Raw genomic sequence first — 17,294 nt, 5'->3', positions numbered from 1 at the left:
ATTCTGAAACAGGAATGCGCTAAGCGCCAGTGGCGGCGGCTAAAAGACGGGGTACAGGGGGAAAAACAAGACGAGAGGGCGGGTGCCCAGCGCTCCGGTCAGGTGAGCAAAGCGCTGTCGGGCCGAACGGGATTACTTTTTGCTGATGGTGATCTGCTTGGAGCCGCCGTAAGTCTGGCCGCTGACGCCTTTGGCGATCTGCTGGATTTCACCACCGGCCTTGAGGAAGGCGGCGACCTGGGCGTCGATCGAGGCGCTGGTTTCTACGGCGGGGGCTGGCTTGGGCTTGCTGTGGGATGCTTTAACGCGCATGGCGGCCATTGACCTTACATATCAAAGTTGGCCGGCCATTGTACCTGATCGAGGCCCCTCCTGTCCGGCAAACCGGCCTGCGGCGGGCTGTCGCCGGCTGACGCGGGCTGTCCGTCGAGTCGACTGGCCTTTTGCCGGCAGCCAGTAAGCCATTGTTTTCGCAGGTGCTGTGCTCAGCATGGCGATAGGCGGATACCGCCGGGTCCGTTGGTCGGATCGACCCCGTGCAGCCCGGATACGGCGCCGCACAACGTCAGGAAAGCCCGCCTCAAGTCGGGTAGAATGCCGGCCTTGCGAAGAGGGTAGGGCACCATGGCTGTAATTGGACGTATGAATAGCTTGCAGATCGTCAAGCACACCGACTTCGGTCTGTATCTCGATGGTGGCGCCGAGGGCGAAATCCTGTTGCCCAAGCGTTACATCCCCACGGATATCGAGACCGAGGTAGACGATTGGCTGAACGTATTCATCTACCTGGACAGCGATGACAAACTGATCGCCACCACGGAAAAACCCAAGGTCCAGGTCGGCGAGTTTGCCAGCCTGAAGGTCGTGGACATCAACCGTGTAGGCCTGTTCCTCAACTGGGGCCTGCCCAAGGACCTGCTGCTGCCGCATTCGGAAGAGAAGCGCCCGCTGCAGGTCGGTGACTACTGCGTGGTGCACGTCTTCCTCGACAAGCGCAGCAAGCGTATCACCGCCACCGCGCGCCTCGACCGTTACCTGGACCGCGCCCCGGCGACCTACACGGTCGGTCAGGAAGTCGACCTGCTGGTGGCCGACGCCACCGACATGGGCTTCAAGGCCATCATCAACGGCAAGCACTGGGGCCTGATCCACAAGAACGAACTGTTCAAGTTCGTGCGCAGCGGCATGCAGGAAAAGGGCTTCATCAAGGAGCTGCGCGCCGACGGCAAGATCAGCCTGAGCCTGCAGCCGGTCGGCCAGGAGGCGGCGTCGAGCCTCAGCGAGCAGATCCTCGCGGCGCTGCGGGAAAAGGGCGGCAGCCTGCCGCTGAGCGACAAGAGCTCCCCTGAGGCCATCACCGCTCTGTTCCGTACCAGCAAGGGCAATTTCAAGAAGGCCATCGGCGGTTTGTACAAGCAGGGGCTGATCGTCATCCACGACGACCGCATCGAACTGGCGACTAAATAATCCACCGAGGCATCGGGGCACGGCCCGGTAAAAACCACTTGAGCGGCGACGCGGCGTCATCCAATAATGCACGCACCCGCCGGTGTAGCTCAGTCGGTAGAGCAGCGCACTCGTAACGCGAAGGTCGTAGGTTCGATTCCTATCTCCGGCACCAGCCATTCACCAAGCCCGCCTCGTGCGGGCTTTGTGTTTCAAGGGCGGCCAACACGAAAAAAGCACCCGAAGGTGCTTTTTTCGTGGGTGCGGTCAGCCCGCCAGACCGGCCGCCCGGGCCCGTGCCGCGTGCAGCTTCTTGTAGCTGTCGACCAGGCGCTGGTGCCGGTCGAGGCCTTCCAGCGCCAGGCTGGTGGGTGTCAGGCCATGGAAGCGCACGCTGCCATCCACTGTGCCGATCACCGCGTCCATCCGCTCGCTGCCGAACATGCGCCGCAGGTTGTGCTCGTAGTTGGCCAGTTCCAGGTCATCGTCCAGCTGGATTTCCAGCACCGCGTTCACGGCCTGGTAGAACAGGCCGCGCTCGACGGTGTTGTCGTTGTACTGCAGGAAGGCCTCGACCAGTTCCTTGGCGTCGTCGTATTTCTTCAGCGCCAGGTTGATCAGCAGCTTCAGCTCGAGAATGGTCAGCTGGCCCCACACCGTGTTGTCGTCGAATTCGATGCCGATCAGCGTGGTGATGTCGGTGTAGTCATCGACCTCGGTGTTGTTGAGGTTGCGCAGCAGCGATTTGAGTTCGCGGTCGCCAAGGCGGTGCAGCTCGAGGATGTCCTTGCGGAACAGCAGCGCCTTGTTGGTGTTGTCCCAGACCAGGTCCTCGACCGGATAGATTTCCGAGTAGCCCGGCACCAGGATGCGGCAGGCGTTGGCGCCGAGGTCGTCGTAGGTCGCCACGTACACCTCCTTGCCCAGGTCTTCGAGGATTCCGAACAGGGTGGCGGCTTCCTGCTCGTTGGAATCGCTGCCTTCGCCGGAGAAATCCCACTCGACGAATTCGAAGTCAGGCGTGGCACCGAAGAAGCGCCACGACACCACGCCGCTGGAGTCGATGAAGTGTTCGACGAAGTTGTTCGGCTCGGTCAGCGCCAGGCTGTCGAAGGTCGGCTGCGGCAGGTCGTTGAGCCCCTCGAAGCTGCGGCCCTGCAGCAGCTCGGTGAGGCTGCGCTCCAGCGCCACTTCCAGGCTCGGGTGGGCGCCGAAGGAGGCGAACACGCCGCCAGTGCGCGGGTTCATCAGGGTCACGCACATCACCGGGAATTCGCCGCCCAGGGAGGCATCTTTCACCAGCACCGGGAAGCCTTGTTCTTCCAGGCCCTGGATGCCGGCGATGATGCCCGGGTACTTGGCCAGCACCTCTTGCGGTACATCCGGCAGGCACAGTTCGCCTTCGAGGATTTCACGTTTCACCGCGCGCTCGAAGATTTCGGACAGGCACTGCACCTGGGCTTCGGCCAGGGTGTTGCCGGCGCTCATGCCGTTGGACAGGTACAGGTTTTCGATCAGGTTGGACGGGAAGTACACCGTCTCGCCGTCGGACTGGCGCACGAAGGGCAGCGAGCAGATGCCGCGCAGGGTGTTACCGGAGTTGGTGTCGTACAGGTGCGAACCGCGCAGCTCGCCGTCCGGGTTGTAGATGGCCAGGCAGTGCTCGTCGAGGATTTCCTCGGGCAGCGCATCCTTCGGGCCCGGCTTGAACCAGCGTTCGTTCGGGTAGTGGACGAATTCGGCAGTGGCGATGTCCTCGCCCCAGAACTGGTCGTTGTAGAAGAAGTTGCAGTTCAGCCGCTCGATGAACTCGCCCAGGGCCGAGGCCAGGGCGCTTTCCTTGGTCGAGCCCTTGCCGTTGGTGAAGCACATCGGTGACTGCGCATCACGGATATGCAGCGACCAGACGTTGGGCACGATATTGCGCCACGAGGCGATCTCGATCTTCATGCCCAGGTCGGCAAGGATGCCCGACATGTTGGCGATGGTCTGCTCCAGCGGCAGGTCCTTGCCCGGGATGTAGGTCGTGGTATCGGTCACCGGCATCAGCAGCGCCTGGGCATCGGCGTCGAGGTTGTCCACTTCCTCGATGATGAACTCCGGCCCTTGCTGCACCACCTTCTTCACGGTGCAGCGGTCGATGGAGCGCAGGATGCCCTGGCGATCCTTCTCGGAAATATCGGCCGGCAGCTCGACCTGGATCTTGAAGATCTGCGCGTAGCGGTTCTCCGGGTCGACAATGTTGTTCTGCGACAGGCGGATGTTTTCGGTGGGGATGTCGCGGGTCTGGCAATACAGCTTCACGAAATAGGCCGCGCACAGCGCCGACGAAGCCAGGAAGTAATCGAACGGACCGGGTGCCGAGCCATCGCCCTTGTAGCGGATGGGCTGGTCGGCAATCACCTTGAAGTCGTCGAACTTGGCTTCGAGTCGGAGGTTGTCGAGAAAATTGACCTTGATTTCCATGCGGGGTTACCAGAACGAGCAGAACGAAGTGGTCGCCATTATCCGGGTTTTCAGCGGGAAGTCTTGCGGCGTGCGTCCTCGCCGACCCCCGGTCTTGCCAGAAAGCGGGCCGGTGGCCGGTTCTCCATTCCAAGGCAGAAGGGGCGTGCCGTTCGGCTTGATGATTTGACACAAATTCGCCGAATCGGGGCCAATCGAGAATGCCTATAATTTGCTGTTCACGGATGTATTTCGACCCTTCGCCTGTCTGCCGCTCCACGCCTCTACAAAGGCGGGTTCGCGCGTGATGACGGGCCGAGGGACTGGCGCTGCCAAGCCGACGCTGATCGTTTCTGACTGACTCAACAAGGAGAAGAACATGTCCAAGAAGTTTCTGGGGCTTCAACTGGCAGCCACTGCCCTGGCGGTCACCGCCGCGGTCGGCGCTACCGGGAGTGCCTATGCGAAAGAGCTCAACCTCTACACCACCCGCGAGCCGGCGCTGATCCAACCGCTGCTGGATGCCTACACCCAGTCGAGCGGCGTACAGGTCAAGACCATCTTTGTCGCGGAAGGCCTGCTGGAGCGGGTCAAGGCAGAGGGGGATCGTTCCCCGGCCGACGTGCTGATGACCGTCGATATCGGCAACCTGATGGACCTGGTCGAGGGTGGCGTCACCCAACCGGTCAAGTCTGAGACCCTGGAGCAGGTCATCCCGGCCAACCTGCGCGGTGCCGATGGCCAGTGGTTCAGCCTGTCGATGCGCGACCGCGTGCTGTACGCGGACAAGGACCTGCCGATCACCTCGTTCACCTATGAGGAACTGGCCGATCCGAAGTGGAAGGGCAAGGTCTGCATCCGTTCGGGCCAGCACCCGTACAACACCGCGCTGATCGCCGCCAAGATCGCCCACGATGGCGTCGAGGCCACGCAAACCTGGCTCGAAGGCGTCAAGCAGAACCTGGCGCGCCCGGCGGCTGGCGGCGACCGCAACGTGGCCCGGGACATCCTCGGCGGCATCTGCGACCTCGGCATCGCCAACGCCTACTACGTGGGCCACATGAAGAACGCCAAGCCGGGGACCGAAGACCGTTCCTGGGGTGACGCGATCAAGGTCATCCGTCCGACCTTCGCCAGCGCCACCGATGGCGGCACCCACGTGAACATCAGCGGCGCCTCGGTCGCCAAGAACGCGCCGAACCGTGATAACGCGGTCGCCTTCCTGGAATACCTGGTCTCTGCTGATGCCCAGAAGCTCTACGCCAACGCCAACTACGAGTACCCAGTGCGCGAAGGCGTGGCGGTCGACCCGGTCATCGCCGAACTCGGTCCGCTGAAGGCGGACACGCTGAACGTGGCGGAGGTGGCCAAGCACCGCAAACAGGCCAGCGAGCTGGTGGACAAGGTCGGTTTCGACAACTGACGCCACCGTCCGGAACGCCCGGCTCCGGTCGCCTGTCGGCCAGGGCTGGGCGTTTCGCCATTCACGATCACCGAGTCGGCCGTGCCGGTCTCGAGGCTCGCTTGCCATGCCGTCGTAACCGATGAACCTCTACACCCTTCGATTTTCCCGCGCGGTACGCGGCCTGTGGGCTCCCAGCGGTGCGCTGCTGGTGGCCGCCATGGTCGTCGCGCCGATCGCCGCGCTGCTCTGGCATGCCCTTGCCGGCGATGTCGCCCATTGGCAGCACCTGCTGAACAACGTGATTCCCGTTGCCCTGCGCGACACGCTGATCCTGCTGGCCGGGGTCGGGGTGGTGGTGACGCTGCTGGGCGTCGGCAGCGCCTGGCTGCTGACCGCCTACGACTTTCCCGGCAAGGCCCTGCTCGGTTGGGCGCTGCTGCTGCCGCTGGCCGTGCCGACCTACATCATGGCCTACGCCTACCTGGACATCCTGCATCCCATCGGCCCGGTGCAATCGACCCTGCGCGAACTGCTGGGCTACAGCAGCCCGCGTGAGTTCCGCCTGCCCGATGTGCGCAACATGCTCGGCGCGATCCTGATCCTGGGCTTTGTCCTGTACCCCTACGTCTACCTGACCATGCGCGCGATGTTCCTCACCCAGGCCGCCAACCTGATCGAGGCCGCGCGAACCCTGGGCGCCAAGCGCCGCGAGGTGTTCCGGCGCATCGTGCTGCCCCTGGCGCGACCGGCCTGGGCGGTGGGGCTGAGCCTGGCCCTGCTCGAAACCCTGAACGACATCGGCGCTTCCAGCTTTCTCGGGGTAAAGACCCTCACCGTGTCGGTGTACACCGCCTGGACCGCGCGCTCCGACCTGGCCGCCGCCGCGCAGATTGCCCTGACCATGCTGGTGGTGGTAGTGGGCCTGATCCTCATGGAGCGCAAGGGCCGCGAGCGCCAGCGCTTTTCCAACACCCAGAAGATGCAGCCGATGCGGCCCCGTACCCTGCACGGGCCGGCGGCGGCCTTCGCCTTTTCGCTCGGCTTCATCCCGGTGCTGATCGGTTTCCTGGTGCCGGCCGCCTATCTGGCCGTGGAGGCCTGGGAACGACTGAACCGGGTCGCGGGCGTGTCCGATGCGCTGATCCGCAGCCTCTACAACACGCTGCTGGTGGCCTCCATTGCGACCGTGATTACGGTATGCGCCGGTCTGATGATCGCCTGGGCCGGCAGAACCCTGCGCGAAAGTGCCTGGCGCCAGCCGGCCCGTGGGCTGGCCCGTGTCGGCAGCCTGGGGTATGCGATCCCCGGCACCGTTCTGGCGATCGGCCTGATGACCCCGGTGATGCTTATCGAAAATGCCATCGGCGGGCTGCTGGGAACCCAGAAGCTGTTCCTGATGGGCTCCATCGGCCTGCTGGTGATCGCCTACTGCATCCGTTTCCTGGCCATTCCTATCGGTGCCGTGGAGGCCGGTCTGACCCGGGTGCCGGCGTCCATCGAGCACGCGGCGCGGACCCTGGGCGAGCGGCCGGGCGGGACGCTGCGGCGCGTGCACCTGCCACTGATCCGCCCCGCGCTGGCCGCCAGCGCGCTGCTGGTGTTCGTCGACGCCATGAAGGAGCTGTCGGCCACCCTGCTGTTGCGGCCGCTCGATTTCGATACGCTGGCCACGCGGCTGTACGCCGAGGCATCGCGGGGCACCTACGAGGAAGGCGCCATTGCCGCCATCGCCATCGTGCTGGCCGGGCTGCTGCCCGTGGTGCTGCTGGCGCGAACCAAACTTTCTTTCGGACACTGACCCATGCCTTCAGATCGACACCCCCAGGCGCCCGACGAGGCCTCCGTTTCCCAGGCCTACCTGGCGCTGTCGCACCTTCGGGTCGCCTATGACACGCCGCGCGGGATGGTGGACGTGATCCACGATTTCTCCCTGTCGCTGGAGCGGGGGCAGGTCGGTTGCCTGCTCGGACCTTCCGGTTGCGGCAAGTCGACCGTTCTCCGGGCCATCGCCGGCTTCGAGCCGGTACTCGCCGGTTCGCTTTGCCTGGACGGTCGGCTCCTGTCTTCCTCGGCTCGTCACGTGGCGCCCGAGGATCGGCGAATCGGCATGATGTTTCAGGACTACGCGCTTTTCCCGCACCTGACGGTCAGCGAAAACGTCGGCTTCGGCGTGCGTGGGGTGTCGAAGGAGGCGCGCCGGCAGCGGGTGCAAGACATGCTCGATGCCGTGCGCCTGCCGGATGTCGGCAGCCGCTACCCGCACGAGCTGTCCGGCGGCCAGCAGCAGCGCGTGGCCCTGGCGCGCGCGCTGGCACCCGCGCCGGAAATCCTGCTGCTGGACGAGCCGTTCTCCAACCTCGATGTGAACACCCGGGAACGCCTGGCTGGCGAGGTGCGTGACATCATCAAGGCCACCAACCACACGGCAATCATCGTCACCCACAACCAGGACGAGGCGTTCGCCATGGCCGACCAGATCGGGGTGATGCGCGAGGGCCGCCTGGAACAATGGTCCAGCCCGGCAGTGCTGCGTGCCGAGCCGGCCTCGCACTATGTCCAGCGTTTCCTCAGTGGCGAGCTGGACCAGGCGCTGGCCCGGGTCGACTGAGTGCCTTGGCCGCATGATGCGGACGGCCGGCATTGCACCTACCAGCGGTAGCTCACGGAACTGACGACCTGGCGCTCGTCACCGTAGCGGCAGATGGCGAACTCGCAGTAGGTGTATTCCTTGTTGGCCAGGTTGGTCGCGTTCACCGTCACCTCCCAGCTGTCGTCGATGCTGTAGCTGGCCATGGCGTCGAACAGCGTATAGGGCGGCAGGCCCGAATCGATGCCCGAGGCCTGGGTGCTGCCCTTGTAGCGGGCGCCGCCGCCGATGCGCAGGTTCGGCAGGCCGAAGTCGGTGAAGCGGTAGTCGGCCCACAGGGCGGCCTGGTGGTAGGGCGTGTCTTCGCTGCGCTGGCCGACTTCGGTGACGATGACGCTGTCGGTGATCCGCGCATCGACGTAGGCGTAGGAGGCGATCAGGCTGGTGTTGGCGGTGACGTCGGCCTTGGCTTCCAGTTCCAGGCCACGGGAGCGCACTTCGCCGGTCTGGCTGTAAGTGTTGGTCAACTGGTTCAGCTTGAGCACGTCGCGCTGGGTCAGCTCGTACACCGCCGCGCTGAGCAGCAGGTTGCTGCCGTCGGGCTGGTAGCGCACCCCCACTTCATACTGCTTGCCCTCGGTCGGTGCGAAGGTCTGGCCGGGTGCGTCCGCCACCGACACCGGGAAGAACGACTCGCTGTAGCTGAGGTACGGCGCCAGGCCATTGTCCGCCTTGTAGACCAGGCCGGCGCGCCAGGTGGTGGCCTCGTTATCGGCGCTGGAAGGGGCGCCGCCGCGGTGGGCCTGCATGTCCTGGCTGGCCCAGTCATGGCGCACGCCGAGCACGGCGATCCAGCGCTCATCGAAGGTGATCTGGTCCTGCAGGTACACGCCTTTCTGCAGGGTGTCGATCTGCGAACCGCGGTCAACGGCCTGGCGCTTGTCCACCACCACCGGCTGGCCGTAGTTGTAGCGACTCAGGTCGAGGGTCGGCGCAGTACCGCGGAAGTTGTGCGAGTCGTAGGAGGTGTCGTAGCCGTCGAAGCCGATCAGCAGCACATGGCGCCAGTCATCGAACTGCCAGGTGGACTCGATGTTGGTGTCGCTGGCGATGCCACGCGAGCGTTCGGTGCGGTCACTGTACTGGCGGCGCAGCAGGCCGGTGTTCTGCGCATCCCGGATATTGGTGCCGCCGGTGTTGATCTGCAGGTAATCCCACTCCACCTCGGACTCGTAGTAGCGCAGTTTGTGGGCGATGCGCGTCTGCTCATCGAAGCGGTGCTCGAACTCATAGCCCACGGCCGACATCTCGCCGTCCATCTTGTCGTAGTCCGGCTCGCCGATGAAATCGTTGCGGCCGATGGTGAACGGGCCGTCGCCGACGCCGTCCACGAGTTGGTAGGCCAGCGGCGCGGAGAAGCCGGTCTTGGTCTTCTGGTAGAACGACAACAGGGTCAGCGAGGTGTCGTCGTTCGGCCGCCAGGTGAGGGCCGGGGCGATGTACAGCTTGTCATTGTCGATGTGGTCCTGCGGGGTCGAGCTGTCGCGGTTGAGCAGGGTCAGGCGGTAGCTCAGGGTCTCGCTGTCACCCAGCGGGCCGCTGAGGTCCAGGGAAATCTGCCGGCGGTCGTCCTGGCCCAGTTGCAGGTTCACTTCGCGGTAGGGCGTGCGGGTGGGGCGCTTGCTCACCGCGTTGACCAGCCCGCCCGGCGACAGTTGGCCATACAGCACCGAGGCCGCGCCGCGGATCACTTCGGCGCGCTCCAGGCCGTAGGGTTCCTGAACGCCATCGTAGGAGTTGTTCTGCAGGCGCAGCCCGTCGCGCAGCGAGCCGCCGGTGCCCGATTCCACATCGAAACCGCGGATACGGAAACGGTCGGAGGTGCGGTTGAAACTGGTCGGCTGGCTGGTGAAACCCGGGGTCAGGGCCAGCGCCTGGGACAGGGTTTCCGCCTGGCGATCACGGATTTCGTCGCTGGTGACTACGGACAGCGACTGCGGTGTCTCGATGATCGGCGTATCGGTCTTGGTAGCACTCAGGTTGCGCGTGGCCACGTAGCCGGCGACGTGCGTGGTGGGGCGCTCGTCGAGGATGCCGCTGACGGTGGTGGCGCTCAGCTCCAGGCTGCCGTTGGTGCCCAAGGGCGACAGCACGTAGCCATTGCTGCTGCGGGTGGCCGCGAAGCCGCTGCCCTGCAACAGCGTGGCGAATCCGCCGTCCACGCTGTAGGCGCCGTGCAGGCCGGGGCTGTTGCGCCCGGCGATGCGCTGCGGTTCGAAGAGGATGGCCACGCCTGCCTGCTGCGCGAAGCGGTTCAGCACCTCGGCCAGCGGGCCGGCCTCGATGTCGAAGCGCTGCTGGGCCTGCTCGGCGTTCTGCGCCAGGGCGGGCCCGGCAACGGTGGCACCGAGCAGCGCGGCGAAGGTCAGCTGCATGGCCAGGGCAAGCGGGCTGACCGCCTGGGCGAGCGGCGCGTAGCCGGTACGGGGGAGGGTGGTGCGCATGGTCGGAAGGCCTTGAATGATGAGTGTCTACCGTCCTTGACGGACCAGGCGGAAAACCCGGAACCCCGGTTGCACACTTTTTTGTTCAGGGCGCGCGGGTCACCCGTATCAGCCACGGGGTGAAGGTGCTGACCTGCACCGGCAAGGCCTCTGCGATCAGGTTCAGCGCCCGGGTGCTGTCGTCCAGCGGCAGCACGGCGGACACCCGCAGGTCCGCCAGGGCCTCGCGGTCGAACTGCACGTGGCCGGGGAACTGCCGCGCCAACTGGTCGAGCACCTCCGGCAGCGGCCGGTCCTTGACCACCAGTTGGTGATGACGCCAGGCGTCTTCGACGCTGCGGGTGTCGATCGGCGCGACGAGCTGCACGTCCGCCTGGGTGATGCGTGCCTGCTCGCCGGCGCTGACCTCGACCGGGGTCGGGTTGTCGACGGCCCTGGCGGCGACCCGCGACTCGAGCATCGTCAGCACGGTGACGCCGTTCTCCCGGGTGACCACGAAACGCGTGCCCAAGGCGCGCATCTGCCCGTGTTCGGTTTCGACGATGAACGGCCGCGCCGGATCATGAGCGACATCCACCAGTACTTCGCCGCGTATCAGCTGGATGCGCCGTCGCTCATTATCGAAGCGCAGGTCCACGGCACTGTTGCCGTTGAGGGTCAGCAGCGAGCGGTCCGGCAGGCGTTGTTCCAGCCACTGCGCCGGGCGCGTGCGCAGGTCGGCCAGCAGGTAGTCCGGCAGTTCGCTGCGCCACAGCGCCCAGCCAGGCAGCAGCAGAACGATCAACAGGAGCAGGGCGCTGACACTGCGCTTGTTGGTGTAGGGCTTGTGGCGGCTGCCGTAGGCGGCGTCCAGCGCGGCATGCACCGAGGCTTTCTGCGGACGCAACGCGGACATCTGCCCGACGAAACCCTGCAGCCGCTCGGCCGCGGCGGCATGGCGCGGGTCGAGGCGTTTCCAGGCGTCGAAGGCTTCGCGCAGGCTGTCGTCGGCGTCCGGCTCGTTGAGCTGGATCAGCCAGTTGGCGGCCTGTTCGTTGATCGGTTCGGGCGTGGCCATGGCTCAGACGTCCAGCGCGTGGCTGCACTGCAGCAGCGCCTGCATCAGGTGCTTGCGCACCATGCGCTCGGAAATGCCCATCTGCGCGGCGATCTGGGGTTGGGTGTGGCCGTCGAGGAAGTACAGTAGGAACGCCTGGCGCTGTTTGGCGCTCAGCTCTTCCAGGACGAAGGCGATCTGTTCCAGGGCTTCGAGGGTGGTGAGAATCTGTTCCGGCGACTGGAAGCCCGCCAGGGTTTCGGCGGTCATCGCCTGCTCTCGCAGGTAAGCGTCTTCGATCTGCTGGCGCCGTACCCGGTCGATCACCAGGCGCCGGGCAGTGGTGGTCAGAAAGGCCCGCGGTTCGCGCACGGTCCCGAGAATCTCGCGGGACGACAGGATGCGCGCGAAGGTGTCCTGCGCCAGGTCGGCGGCATTGTGCGCACAGCCAAGCTTGCGGCGCAGCCAGCCGAACAGCCAGCCATGGTGGTCGCTGTAGAGTTCGTGAATGGCTTGCTGGAAGGGAGGTTCGGCCGCGGACATGCCCAAGCTCGTAGCGAGGGCACGACCCTGGCTTTGTAGGTGAGAATTATTCGCATGATAGCGAGTGGCCTGTGTGGCCCGCAATACGCCTGTTCCTGAGCGCGTGCTCACGCTGGCTCGCACCGAGTGGCGCTCTGGGCGCCCGCGCAGATGATTGTTTGGTTATTTTGACTTTTTGTAGGTCTTAATGACTTTTTATTGAGTTGGTCATTTTTACCTATGTATTTTTAGTTAATTGTTTTTAAAGGAAAAATTAGTTGGCACGAAAGATGGAATAGATCAGGCAAGGAGAACCCGAGGGGTTCTTCATTCAGCGACTGGAGGATGCATCATGCTTGATTTTATTCTCACGTTTTTCAGCGATATCGCGAACGTTCGCCGCGTCTCCAACCAACTGCTGCTGGCCGGGCTGGTGATGCTGGTGGGTGGCACGGTGGCGGCCTACGGCCTCGAAGAGCACCTGACACTGTTCCAGTTGATCGTCGCCCACGCCGGCACGATCGTCGGTCCGACCCTGCTGAAGATCGGCTACGTCATGCGCCTGGCAGCCCACTACGGCGAGCGCAAGGCCGAACAGGCCGAATGCTGTACAGTGGCGTGACGTGTGGCCCTGCCGGCCAGCGCCAGCGTGCCATTCATCCCGCGGGATGAACGCCGGGCTGGCGTTGCTGCCTGATGCGGTAGGGTGTATTCGCCCTGCAGCTGGAGGTGTACGTCATGGTGAAATGGATGATGGGAGGAGCCCTGGTGCTGGCGCTGGTCGCCGCTCCGGTGTGGGCCGGCCAGCCGACTCAGCAGCAGCCGATCCGGGCCATTCCCAAGAGCTATGTGAGTCCGGGTGCCAGCGGTAGTGTCGGAACCTCCGAGCGCTACGAGCGCCACGACCTGTACGGTGGCCAGCGCCTTCCCGATACGCCGACCCGCCAGAGCAACCAGTACGGCAATCAGTCGATCGAAACCCGTGGCGGTATCCGCCAGACGATCGAGTACCCCGGTGGGCATGTGATCGAACGGTCGCCGGGCAGCGGCAGCTACCAGCGCGAACGCATTCGCTGATGGGGCTGAGGCCAGGGCGCCGTCAGTGCGCCCGGCCATGCCCGTCAGATCATCCGGCGGAACGCCCGCCATCTCTGTTGCCAGGCCACCAGCCAGTGCGGGCTCGCTTCACCGGTGCCCGCCATCTGCAGCATCGGGTGATGGCCGACCACCCGGGTCAGGACCTCTTCCTGATTGTCTTTGACGTCGACGAAAAACACGTGCTTGCCTTCGTGCAGCTGGCTTTCGAAGCGCTTGAAGTAGCTGTTGGGTTGCTGGATGCCCAGGAAGCCGCCTTCCCAGGCGCAGAAACCCAGGGCGACCACGGCTAGAAACAGGAAGGGTGTCCAGCCGGCGGCGCTGTCGGTCCAGCCGTTGGAATAGGCCACGGCCAGTACCAGGATGGCCAGGCCGACGCCAATCGCCACGCCGCGCATGCCGGTGTTGACCACGTCTTTTTTCATGAGAGAAGGAACGTCGTGCAGGTGATGCTGCTCGACTTCGGCATCGTTTTCGCTCAGCACGTGGATCTGATCGGTGCTGATGCCGCTGGCTTCCAGTTCGCGCTCCACGCGCTCCAGGTCGTCCAGGTTTTCGCTGATGTAGTAGTGCCGGTTCATGGTGCACCTCGCGTTCGTGTGGTGACGCAATTCCCCCTGTTGCTCGGTGGTGTTTCAGACACTGTTCAGTGTAGCCCCGCAGCCGACCACGCACGGCCCGTGTGTCGCAAGGCAGAAAATTGTCGGCTGAGGATTCTGGGGCTTTCAAGTGTCGGTGGAAGTGCCGGATTTCTGCCGCTTTAGACTTTCGTCTCGAATGCCCCGGTGCTTCGACTAAGGTCGTCTGTCGCGCTGAAACCGTCGATTTAGAGTGGCCACCACCAGCGCCCTTTGCTGTGGGAGAACAAAAAATGAGTGACACCCTCTACCGACAGATAGAACAGAGTCCACGCTTTCAGGAACTCGTTTCCAAGCGCGAAAGCTTCGCCTGGATTCTGTCTGCTGCCATGCTTGGCCTGTACCTTGCGTTTATCCTGCTGATCGCTTTCGTACCCGAATTGCTGGGTACCCGAATCAGTGCCGATTCGACCATCACCTGGGGTATTCCCCTGGGCGTTGGCCTGATCCTGTCCGCGTTCGTCCTCACCGGTATCTACGTGTACCGCGCCAACGGCGAGTTCGATGACCTGAACAAGCTGATTCTGGAAGAGGTGCAGAAATGATGGCGCGCCTGTTCGGTCTTATCGCGCTGATGGTCGCCGCGCCTGCGTTGTGGGCGGCCGGTGCGCTGGAGGGTGAGGTGCAGCGCCAGGCGCTGAACACCTCGGCCATCGTGATGTTCCTGGCATTCGTCGGGGGCACCCTGTGCATCACCTACTGGGCGTCCAAGCGCAACACCTCGACGTCCGACTTCTACACCGCCGGTGGCAGCATCTCCGGTTTCCAGAATGGCCTGGCGATCGCCGGTGACTACATGTCGGCGGCCTCGTTCCTGGGGATTTCTGCCCTGGTGTTCACCTCCGGCTATGACGGCCTGATCTATTCGATCGGCTTCCTGGTCGGCTGGCCGGTGATCCTGTTCCTGATCGCCGAGCGCCTGCGCAACCTGGGCAAGTACACCTTTGCCGACGTGGCGTCCTACCGCCTGAAGCAGAAGGAAATCCGTACCCTGTCCGCCAGCGGTTCGCTGGTCGTGGTGGCCTTCTACCTGATCGCCCAGATGGTCGGTGCCGGCAAGCTGATCGAGCTGCTGTTCGGCCTCGACTACCACGTGGCGGTGATCCTGGTCGGTATCCTGATGGTGCTGTACGTGCTGTTCGGCGGCATGCTGGCCACCACCTGGGTACAGATCATCAAGGCGGTGCTGCTGCTGTCCGGTGCCTCGTTCATGGCGCTGATGGTGATGAAACACGTCAACTTCGATTTCGGCACCCTGTTCTCCGAAGCCGTGAAAGTGCACGCCAAGGGCGAAGCGATCATGAGCCCCGGCGGCCTGGTGAAAGACCCGATTTCGGCGATCTCCCTCGGCCTGGCACTGATGTTCGGTACCGCCGGCCTGCCGCACATCCTCATGCGCTTCTTCACCGTCTCCGACGCCAAGGAAGCCCGCAAGTCGGTGTTCTACGCGACCGGCTTCATCGGTTACTTCTACATCCTGACCTTCATCATCGGCTTCGGCGCGATCCTGCTGGTCAGCACCAACCCGATGTTCAAGGACGCCACCGGCGCGCTGCTGGGCGGCAACAACATGGCCGCCGTGCACCTGGCCAACGCCGTGGGCGGCAGCATCTTCCTGGGCTTCATCTCCGCGGTCGCCTTCGCCACCATCCTGGCGGTGGTTGCCGGTCTGACCCTGGCAGGCGCTTCGGCAGTGTCCCATGACCTGTATGCCAGCGTGTTCAAGAAGGGCAAGGCCAACGAGAAGGATGAGCTGCGCGTTTCGAAGATCACCACCGTGGCACTGGGCGTCCTGGCCATCGGCCTGGGCATCCTGTTCGAGAAGCAGAACATCGCCTTCATGGTCGGCCTGGCGTTCTCGATCGCGGCCAGCTGCAACTTCCCGGTCCTGTTCCTGAGCATGTACTGGAAGAACCTGACCACTCGCGGCGCGATGATCGGCGGCTGGCTGGGCCTGATCACCGCAGTGACCCTGATGGTGCTTGGCCCAACCGTATGGGTACAGGTCCTGGGCAACGCCCAGGCAATCTTCCCGTACGAGTACCCGGCGCTGTTCTCGATGATCGTGGCCTTCATCGGTATCTGGTTCTTCTCGATCACCGACAAGTCCACCGCGGCTGCTGACGAGCGTGCTCGCTTCCTGCCGCAGTTCGTCCGCTCCCACACCGGTCTCGGTGCCAGCGGTGCCGTCGCTCACTGATAGCGAGCCGGCATGAAGAAAAGGGCAGCCCGCGGGCTGCCCTTTTTTTATGGCCGAAAATAACCATGTGCGGGCTCTGTCCATTTCGACGCGACCCGGCTTCCCGTAGCCTGGGTTGAGCGCAGCGATACCCGGGAACCGTGGCTCAGGGCCAGAACGTCATTGACCACCACGCTTGCGGCACACGTCTTTACGATCGGTGGACACAAGCGTCCGCTCTAGGCCTTCACGACGCGACGTTTCCCCGGGCAGCAGCCTGCAAGCGCCAGGCCCGTGGGCACACGTTGCGCTGGCGTATCGGTCAGAGGAAAGGGGATGGTCGCTGGGGGAGCAGGGCGAGGCCGATTCAGTGCTGCTTGAGGCTGTCGCCGGCCCGGGCGGGTTCGTCGATGATCACCCGGTTACGCCCGGCGCTCTTGGCCTGGTACAGGTGCAGGTCCGCGCGCTTGAGCCAGCCTTCCCAGTGCTCGTTGTGGCGCAGGGTGGCACCGCCCATGGACACCGTAACCGGCCCACCGGGGCTTTTCAGGTGCTGGGCGATGCTCTGTTGCAGGTGCGCGGCGGCGGCCTGCAGGCCATTGCGGTCGGTATTGGGCATCAGCAGCAGGAACTCTTCGCCGCCGAAGCGGAACAGCCGGTCTTCCTGGCGCGAGGCGCTCTTGATCAGGCCGGCGAAGGCGATCAGCACCTGGTCGCCGGCCTGATGGCCGAAGCGGTCGTTGATCTGCTTGAAATGGTCGAGGTCCATCAGCAGTACGGCATAGGGAATGCCATGGCGACGGTGGCTGGACATGGCGATCTTCAGTTCTTCGTTCATCGCCCGGCGGTTGCGCGTACCCGTCAGCGGGTCCTGGCTGGCCAGCAGCTGCAACTGGTCACGCTGGCTGCTGGTGCGGTAGGCGAAGATGAAGGTGAGCACGCTGGCCATCAGGCCGGTCACCAGGAACGACACCATCTGGTAGGCGCTTTCGAACACCGAGCCGGGCACCAGCACGGCATGCACCGCCAGGCTGAGCATCACCAGCGCGGTGGCCACCAGGGCCTTGATCGGCGACACCATGAAGAAGTTGAACAGGATCAGCGGGTAGATCCAGAACAGCCCGTTGACCCCCAGGTTGATGGCGATCAGCGTCGCGCCGACACAGAAGATCACCGCCAGGTAGATGCCGGGTTTGACCGTGTCTCCGGTACGCCACGCGTAGATCACCGCAGAGATGGTCGAAAGCACGATTACCGTGTCGGCCAGGCTCACCAGGTAATTGCCCTCCAGAAGCCGGTACACCGCATAAGGCGAAATGCCCAGAACGCCAATCAGCCCCATCAGGGTGATGATGGAGAGCTGGAAATCCTTGCGCAGGCGCTTGAGAAGTCGAGAGCTCAACATAGCCTCTACCGGTTCTAGTCGTTGTTATGTCA

15 protein-coding genes and 1 tRNA gene are annotated in these 17,294 nt (G+C 64.1%); 9 read left to right on the top strand and 7 right to left on the bottom strand.

Annotated elements, in window-relative coordinates; all coding sequences use genetic code 11:
- Positions 1-132 precede the first annotated feature (132 nt).
- Positions 133-321: a hypothetical protein gene (locus N5C28_RS02975; RefSeq protein ID WP_279819913.1), complete on the bottom strand. Its 189-nt coding sequence runs from the start codon at positions 319-321 to the stop codon at positions 133-135.
- A gap of 303 nt (positions 322-624) precedes the next feature.
- Between N5C28_RS02975 and N5C28_RS02970 the strand changes: the two genes are divergently transcribed.
- The gene (locus N5C28_RS02970; RefSeq protein ID WP_279819912.1) at positions 625-1,467 is read left to right on the top strand and encodes a S1-like domain-containing RNA-binding protein; all 843 of its coding nucleotides are present in this window, start codon (positions 625-627) and stop codon (positions 1,465-1,467) included.
- A gap of 78 nt (positions 1,468-1,545) precedes the next feature.
- A tRNA-Thr gene (locus tag N5C28_RS02965) sits at positions 1,546-1,621 on the top strand.
- Between the two features lie 92 nt (positions 1,622-1,713).
- Here the strand turns inward: N5C28_RS02965 and N5C28_RS02960 are convergent.
- On the bottom strand, positions 1,714-3,912 hold the full coding sequence (locus N5C28_RS02960) for an OsmC domain/YcaO domain-containing protein (RefSeq protein WP_279819910.1): 2,199 nt from the start codon (positions 3,910-3,912) through the stop codon (positions 1,714-1,716).
- Positions 3,913-4,270: 358 nt separating this feature from the next.
- Here N5C28_RS02960 and N5C28_RS02955 point away from each other — a divergent pair, with 358 nt between their 5' ends.
- The 3 genes from N5C28_RS02955 (at position 4,271) to N5C28_RS02945 (ending at position 7,904) form a co-directional block, all read left to right on the top strand.
- Complete coding sequence (locus N5C28_RS02955; RefSeq protein WP_279819907.1) at positions 4,271-5,314, top strand: Fe(3+) ABC transporter substrate-binding protein; 1,044 nt, start codon at positions 4,271-4,273, stop codon at positions 5,312-5,314.
- Between the two features lie 121 nt (positions 5,315-5,435).
- A complete protein-coding gene (locus N5C28_RS02950) occupies positions 5,436-7,094 on the top strand; it encodes an iron ABC transporter permease (protein WP_279819906.1) in 1,659 nt (552 codons plus the stop codon).
- A gap of 3 nt (positions 7,095-7,097) precedes the next feature.
- Positions 7,098-7,904, top strand: coding sequence for an ABC transporter ATP-binding protein (locus tag N5C28_RS02945; protein ID WP_347881249.1), 807 nt, complete (start codon positions 7,098-7,100; stop codon positions 7,902-7,904).
- A gap of 38 nt (positions 7,905-7,942) precedes the next feature.
- On the opposite strand, the gene N5C28_RS02940 is transcribed toward N5C28_RS02945, so the two are convergent.
- The 3 genes from N5C28_RS02940 to N5C28_RS02930 all read right to left on the bottom strand — a co-directional run bounded on the left by N5C28_RS02940 (position 7,943) and on the right by N5C28_RS02930 (position 11,966).
- Positions 7,943-10,387 carry a TonB-dependent siderophore receptor gene (locus N5C28_RS02940; protein WP_279819903.1) on the bottom strand — a complete coding sequence of 815 codons (2,445 nt, stop codon included), beginning with the start codon at positions 10,385-10,387 and terminating at the stop codon, positions 7,943-7,945.
- 85 nt (positions 10,388-10,472) lie between these two features.
- Entirely contained in the window at positions 10,473-11,444 is a 972-nt protein-coding gene (locus N5C28_RS02935; RefSeq protein WP_279819900.1) for a FecR domain-containing protein, read from the bottom strand.
- A gap of 3 nt (positions 11,445-11,447) precedes the next feature.
- A complete protein-coding gene (locus N5C28_RS02930) occupies positions 11,448-11,966 on the bottom strand; it encodes a sigma-70 family RNA polymerase sigma factor (RefSeq protein WP_279819898.1) in 519 nt (172 codons plus the stop codon).
- 331 nt (positions 11,967-12,297) lie between these two features.
- On the opposite strand from N5C28_RS02930, the gene N5C28_RS02925 reads away from it, so the two are divergent.
- On the top strand, positions 12,298-12,567 hold the full coding sequence (locus N5C28_RS02925; RefSeq protein WP_279819894.1) for a transmembrane sensor/regulator PpyR: 270 nt from the start codon (positions 12,298-12,300) through the stop codon (positions 12,565-12,567).
- A 116-nt stretch (positions 12,568-12,683) separates the two neighbouring features.
- Complete coding sequence (locus N5C28_RS02920; RefSeq protein ID WP_279819891.1) at positions 12,684-13,022, top strand: hypothetical protein; 339 nt, start codon at positions 12,684-12,686, stop codon at positions 13,020-13,022.
- A gap of 44 nt (positions 13,023-13,066) precedes the next feature.
- On the opposite strand, the gene N5C28_RS02915 is transcribed toward N5C28_RS02920, so the two are convergent.
- Positions 13,067-13,621, bottom strand: a complete 555-nt coding sequence (locus N5C28_RS02915) for a magnesium transporter (protein WP_279819889.1) — start codon at positions 13,619-13,621, stop codon at positions 13,067-13,069.
- A 290-nt stretch (positions 13,622-13,911) separates the two neighbouring features.
- Between N5C28_RS02915 and N5C28_RS02910 the strand changes: the two genes are divergently transcribed.
- Entirely contained in the window at positions 13,912-14,223 is a 312-nt protein-coding gene (locus N5C28_RS02910) for a DUF485 domain-containing protein (protein WP_279819888.1), read from the top strand.
- Positions 14,220-15,878 carry a cation acetate symporter gene (locus N5C28_RS02905; protein ID WP_279819886.1) on the top strand — a complete coding sequence of 553 codons (1,659 nt, stop codon included), beginning with the start codon at positions 14,220-14,222 and terminating at the stop codon, positions 15,876-15,878. Before N5C28_RS02910 ends, N5C28_RS02905 begins: the two co-directional genes overlap by 4 nt.
- 346 nt (positions 15,879-16,224) lie before the next feature.
- On the opposite strand, the gene N5C28_RS02900 is transcribed toward N5C28_RS02905, so the two are convergent.
- Positions 16,225-17,262 carry a GGDEF domain-containing protein gene (locus tag N5C28_RS02900; RefSeq protein ID WP_279819884.1) on the bottom strand — a complete coding sequence of 346 codons (1,038 nt, stop codon included), beginning with the start codon at positions 17,260-17,262 and terminating at the stop codon, positions 16,225-16,227.
- Between the last annotated feature and the right edge of the window lie 32 nt (positions 17,263-17,294).

This window comes from Pseudomonas sp. GD03944 (assembly GCF_029839275.1).
GTDB lineage: Bacteria > Pseudomonadota > Gammaproteobacteria > Pseudomonadales > Pseudomonadaceae > Aquipseudomonas.
This window is presented reverse-complemented; position numbering and strand designations above follow the sequence as displayed.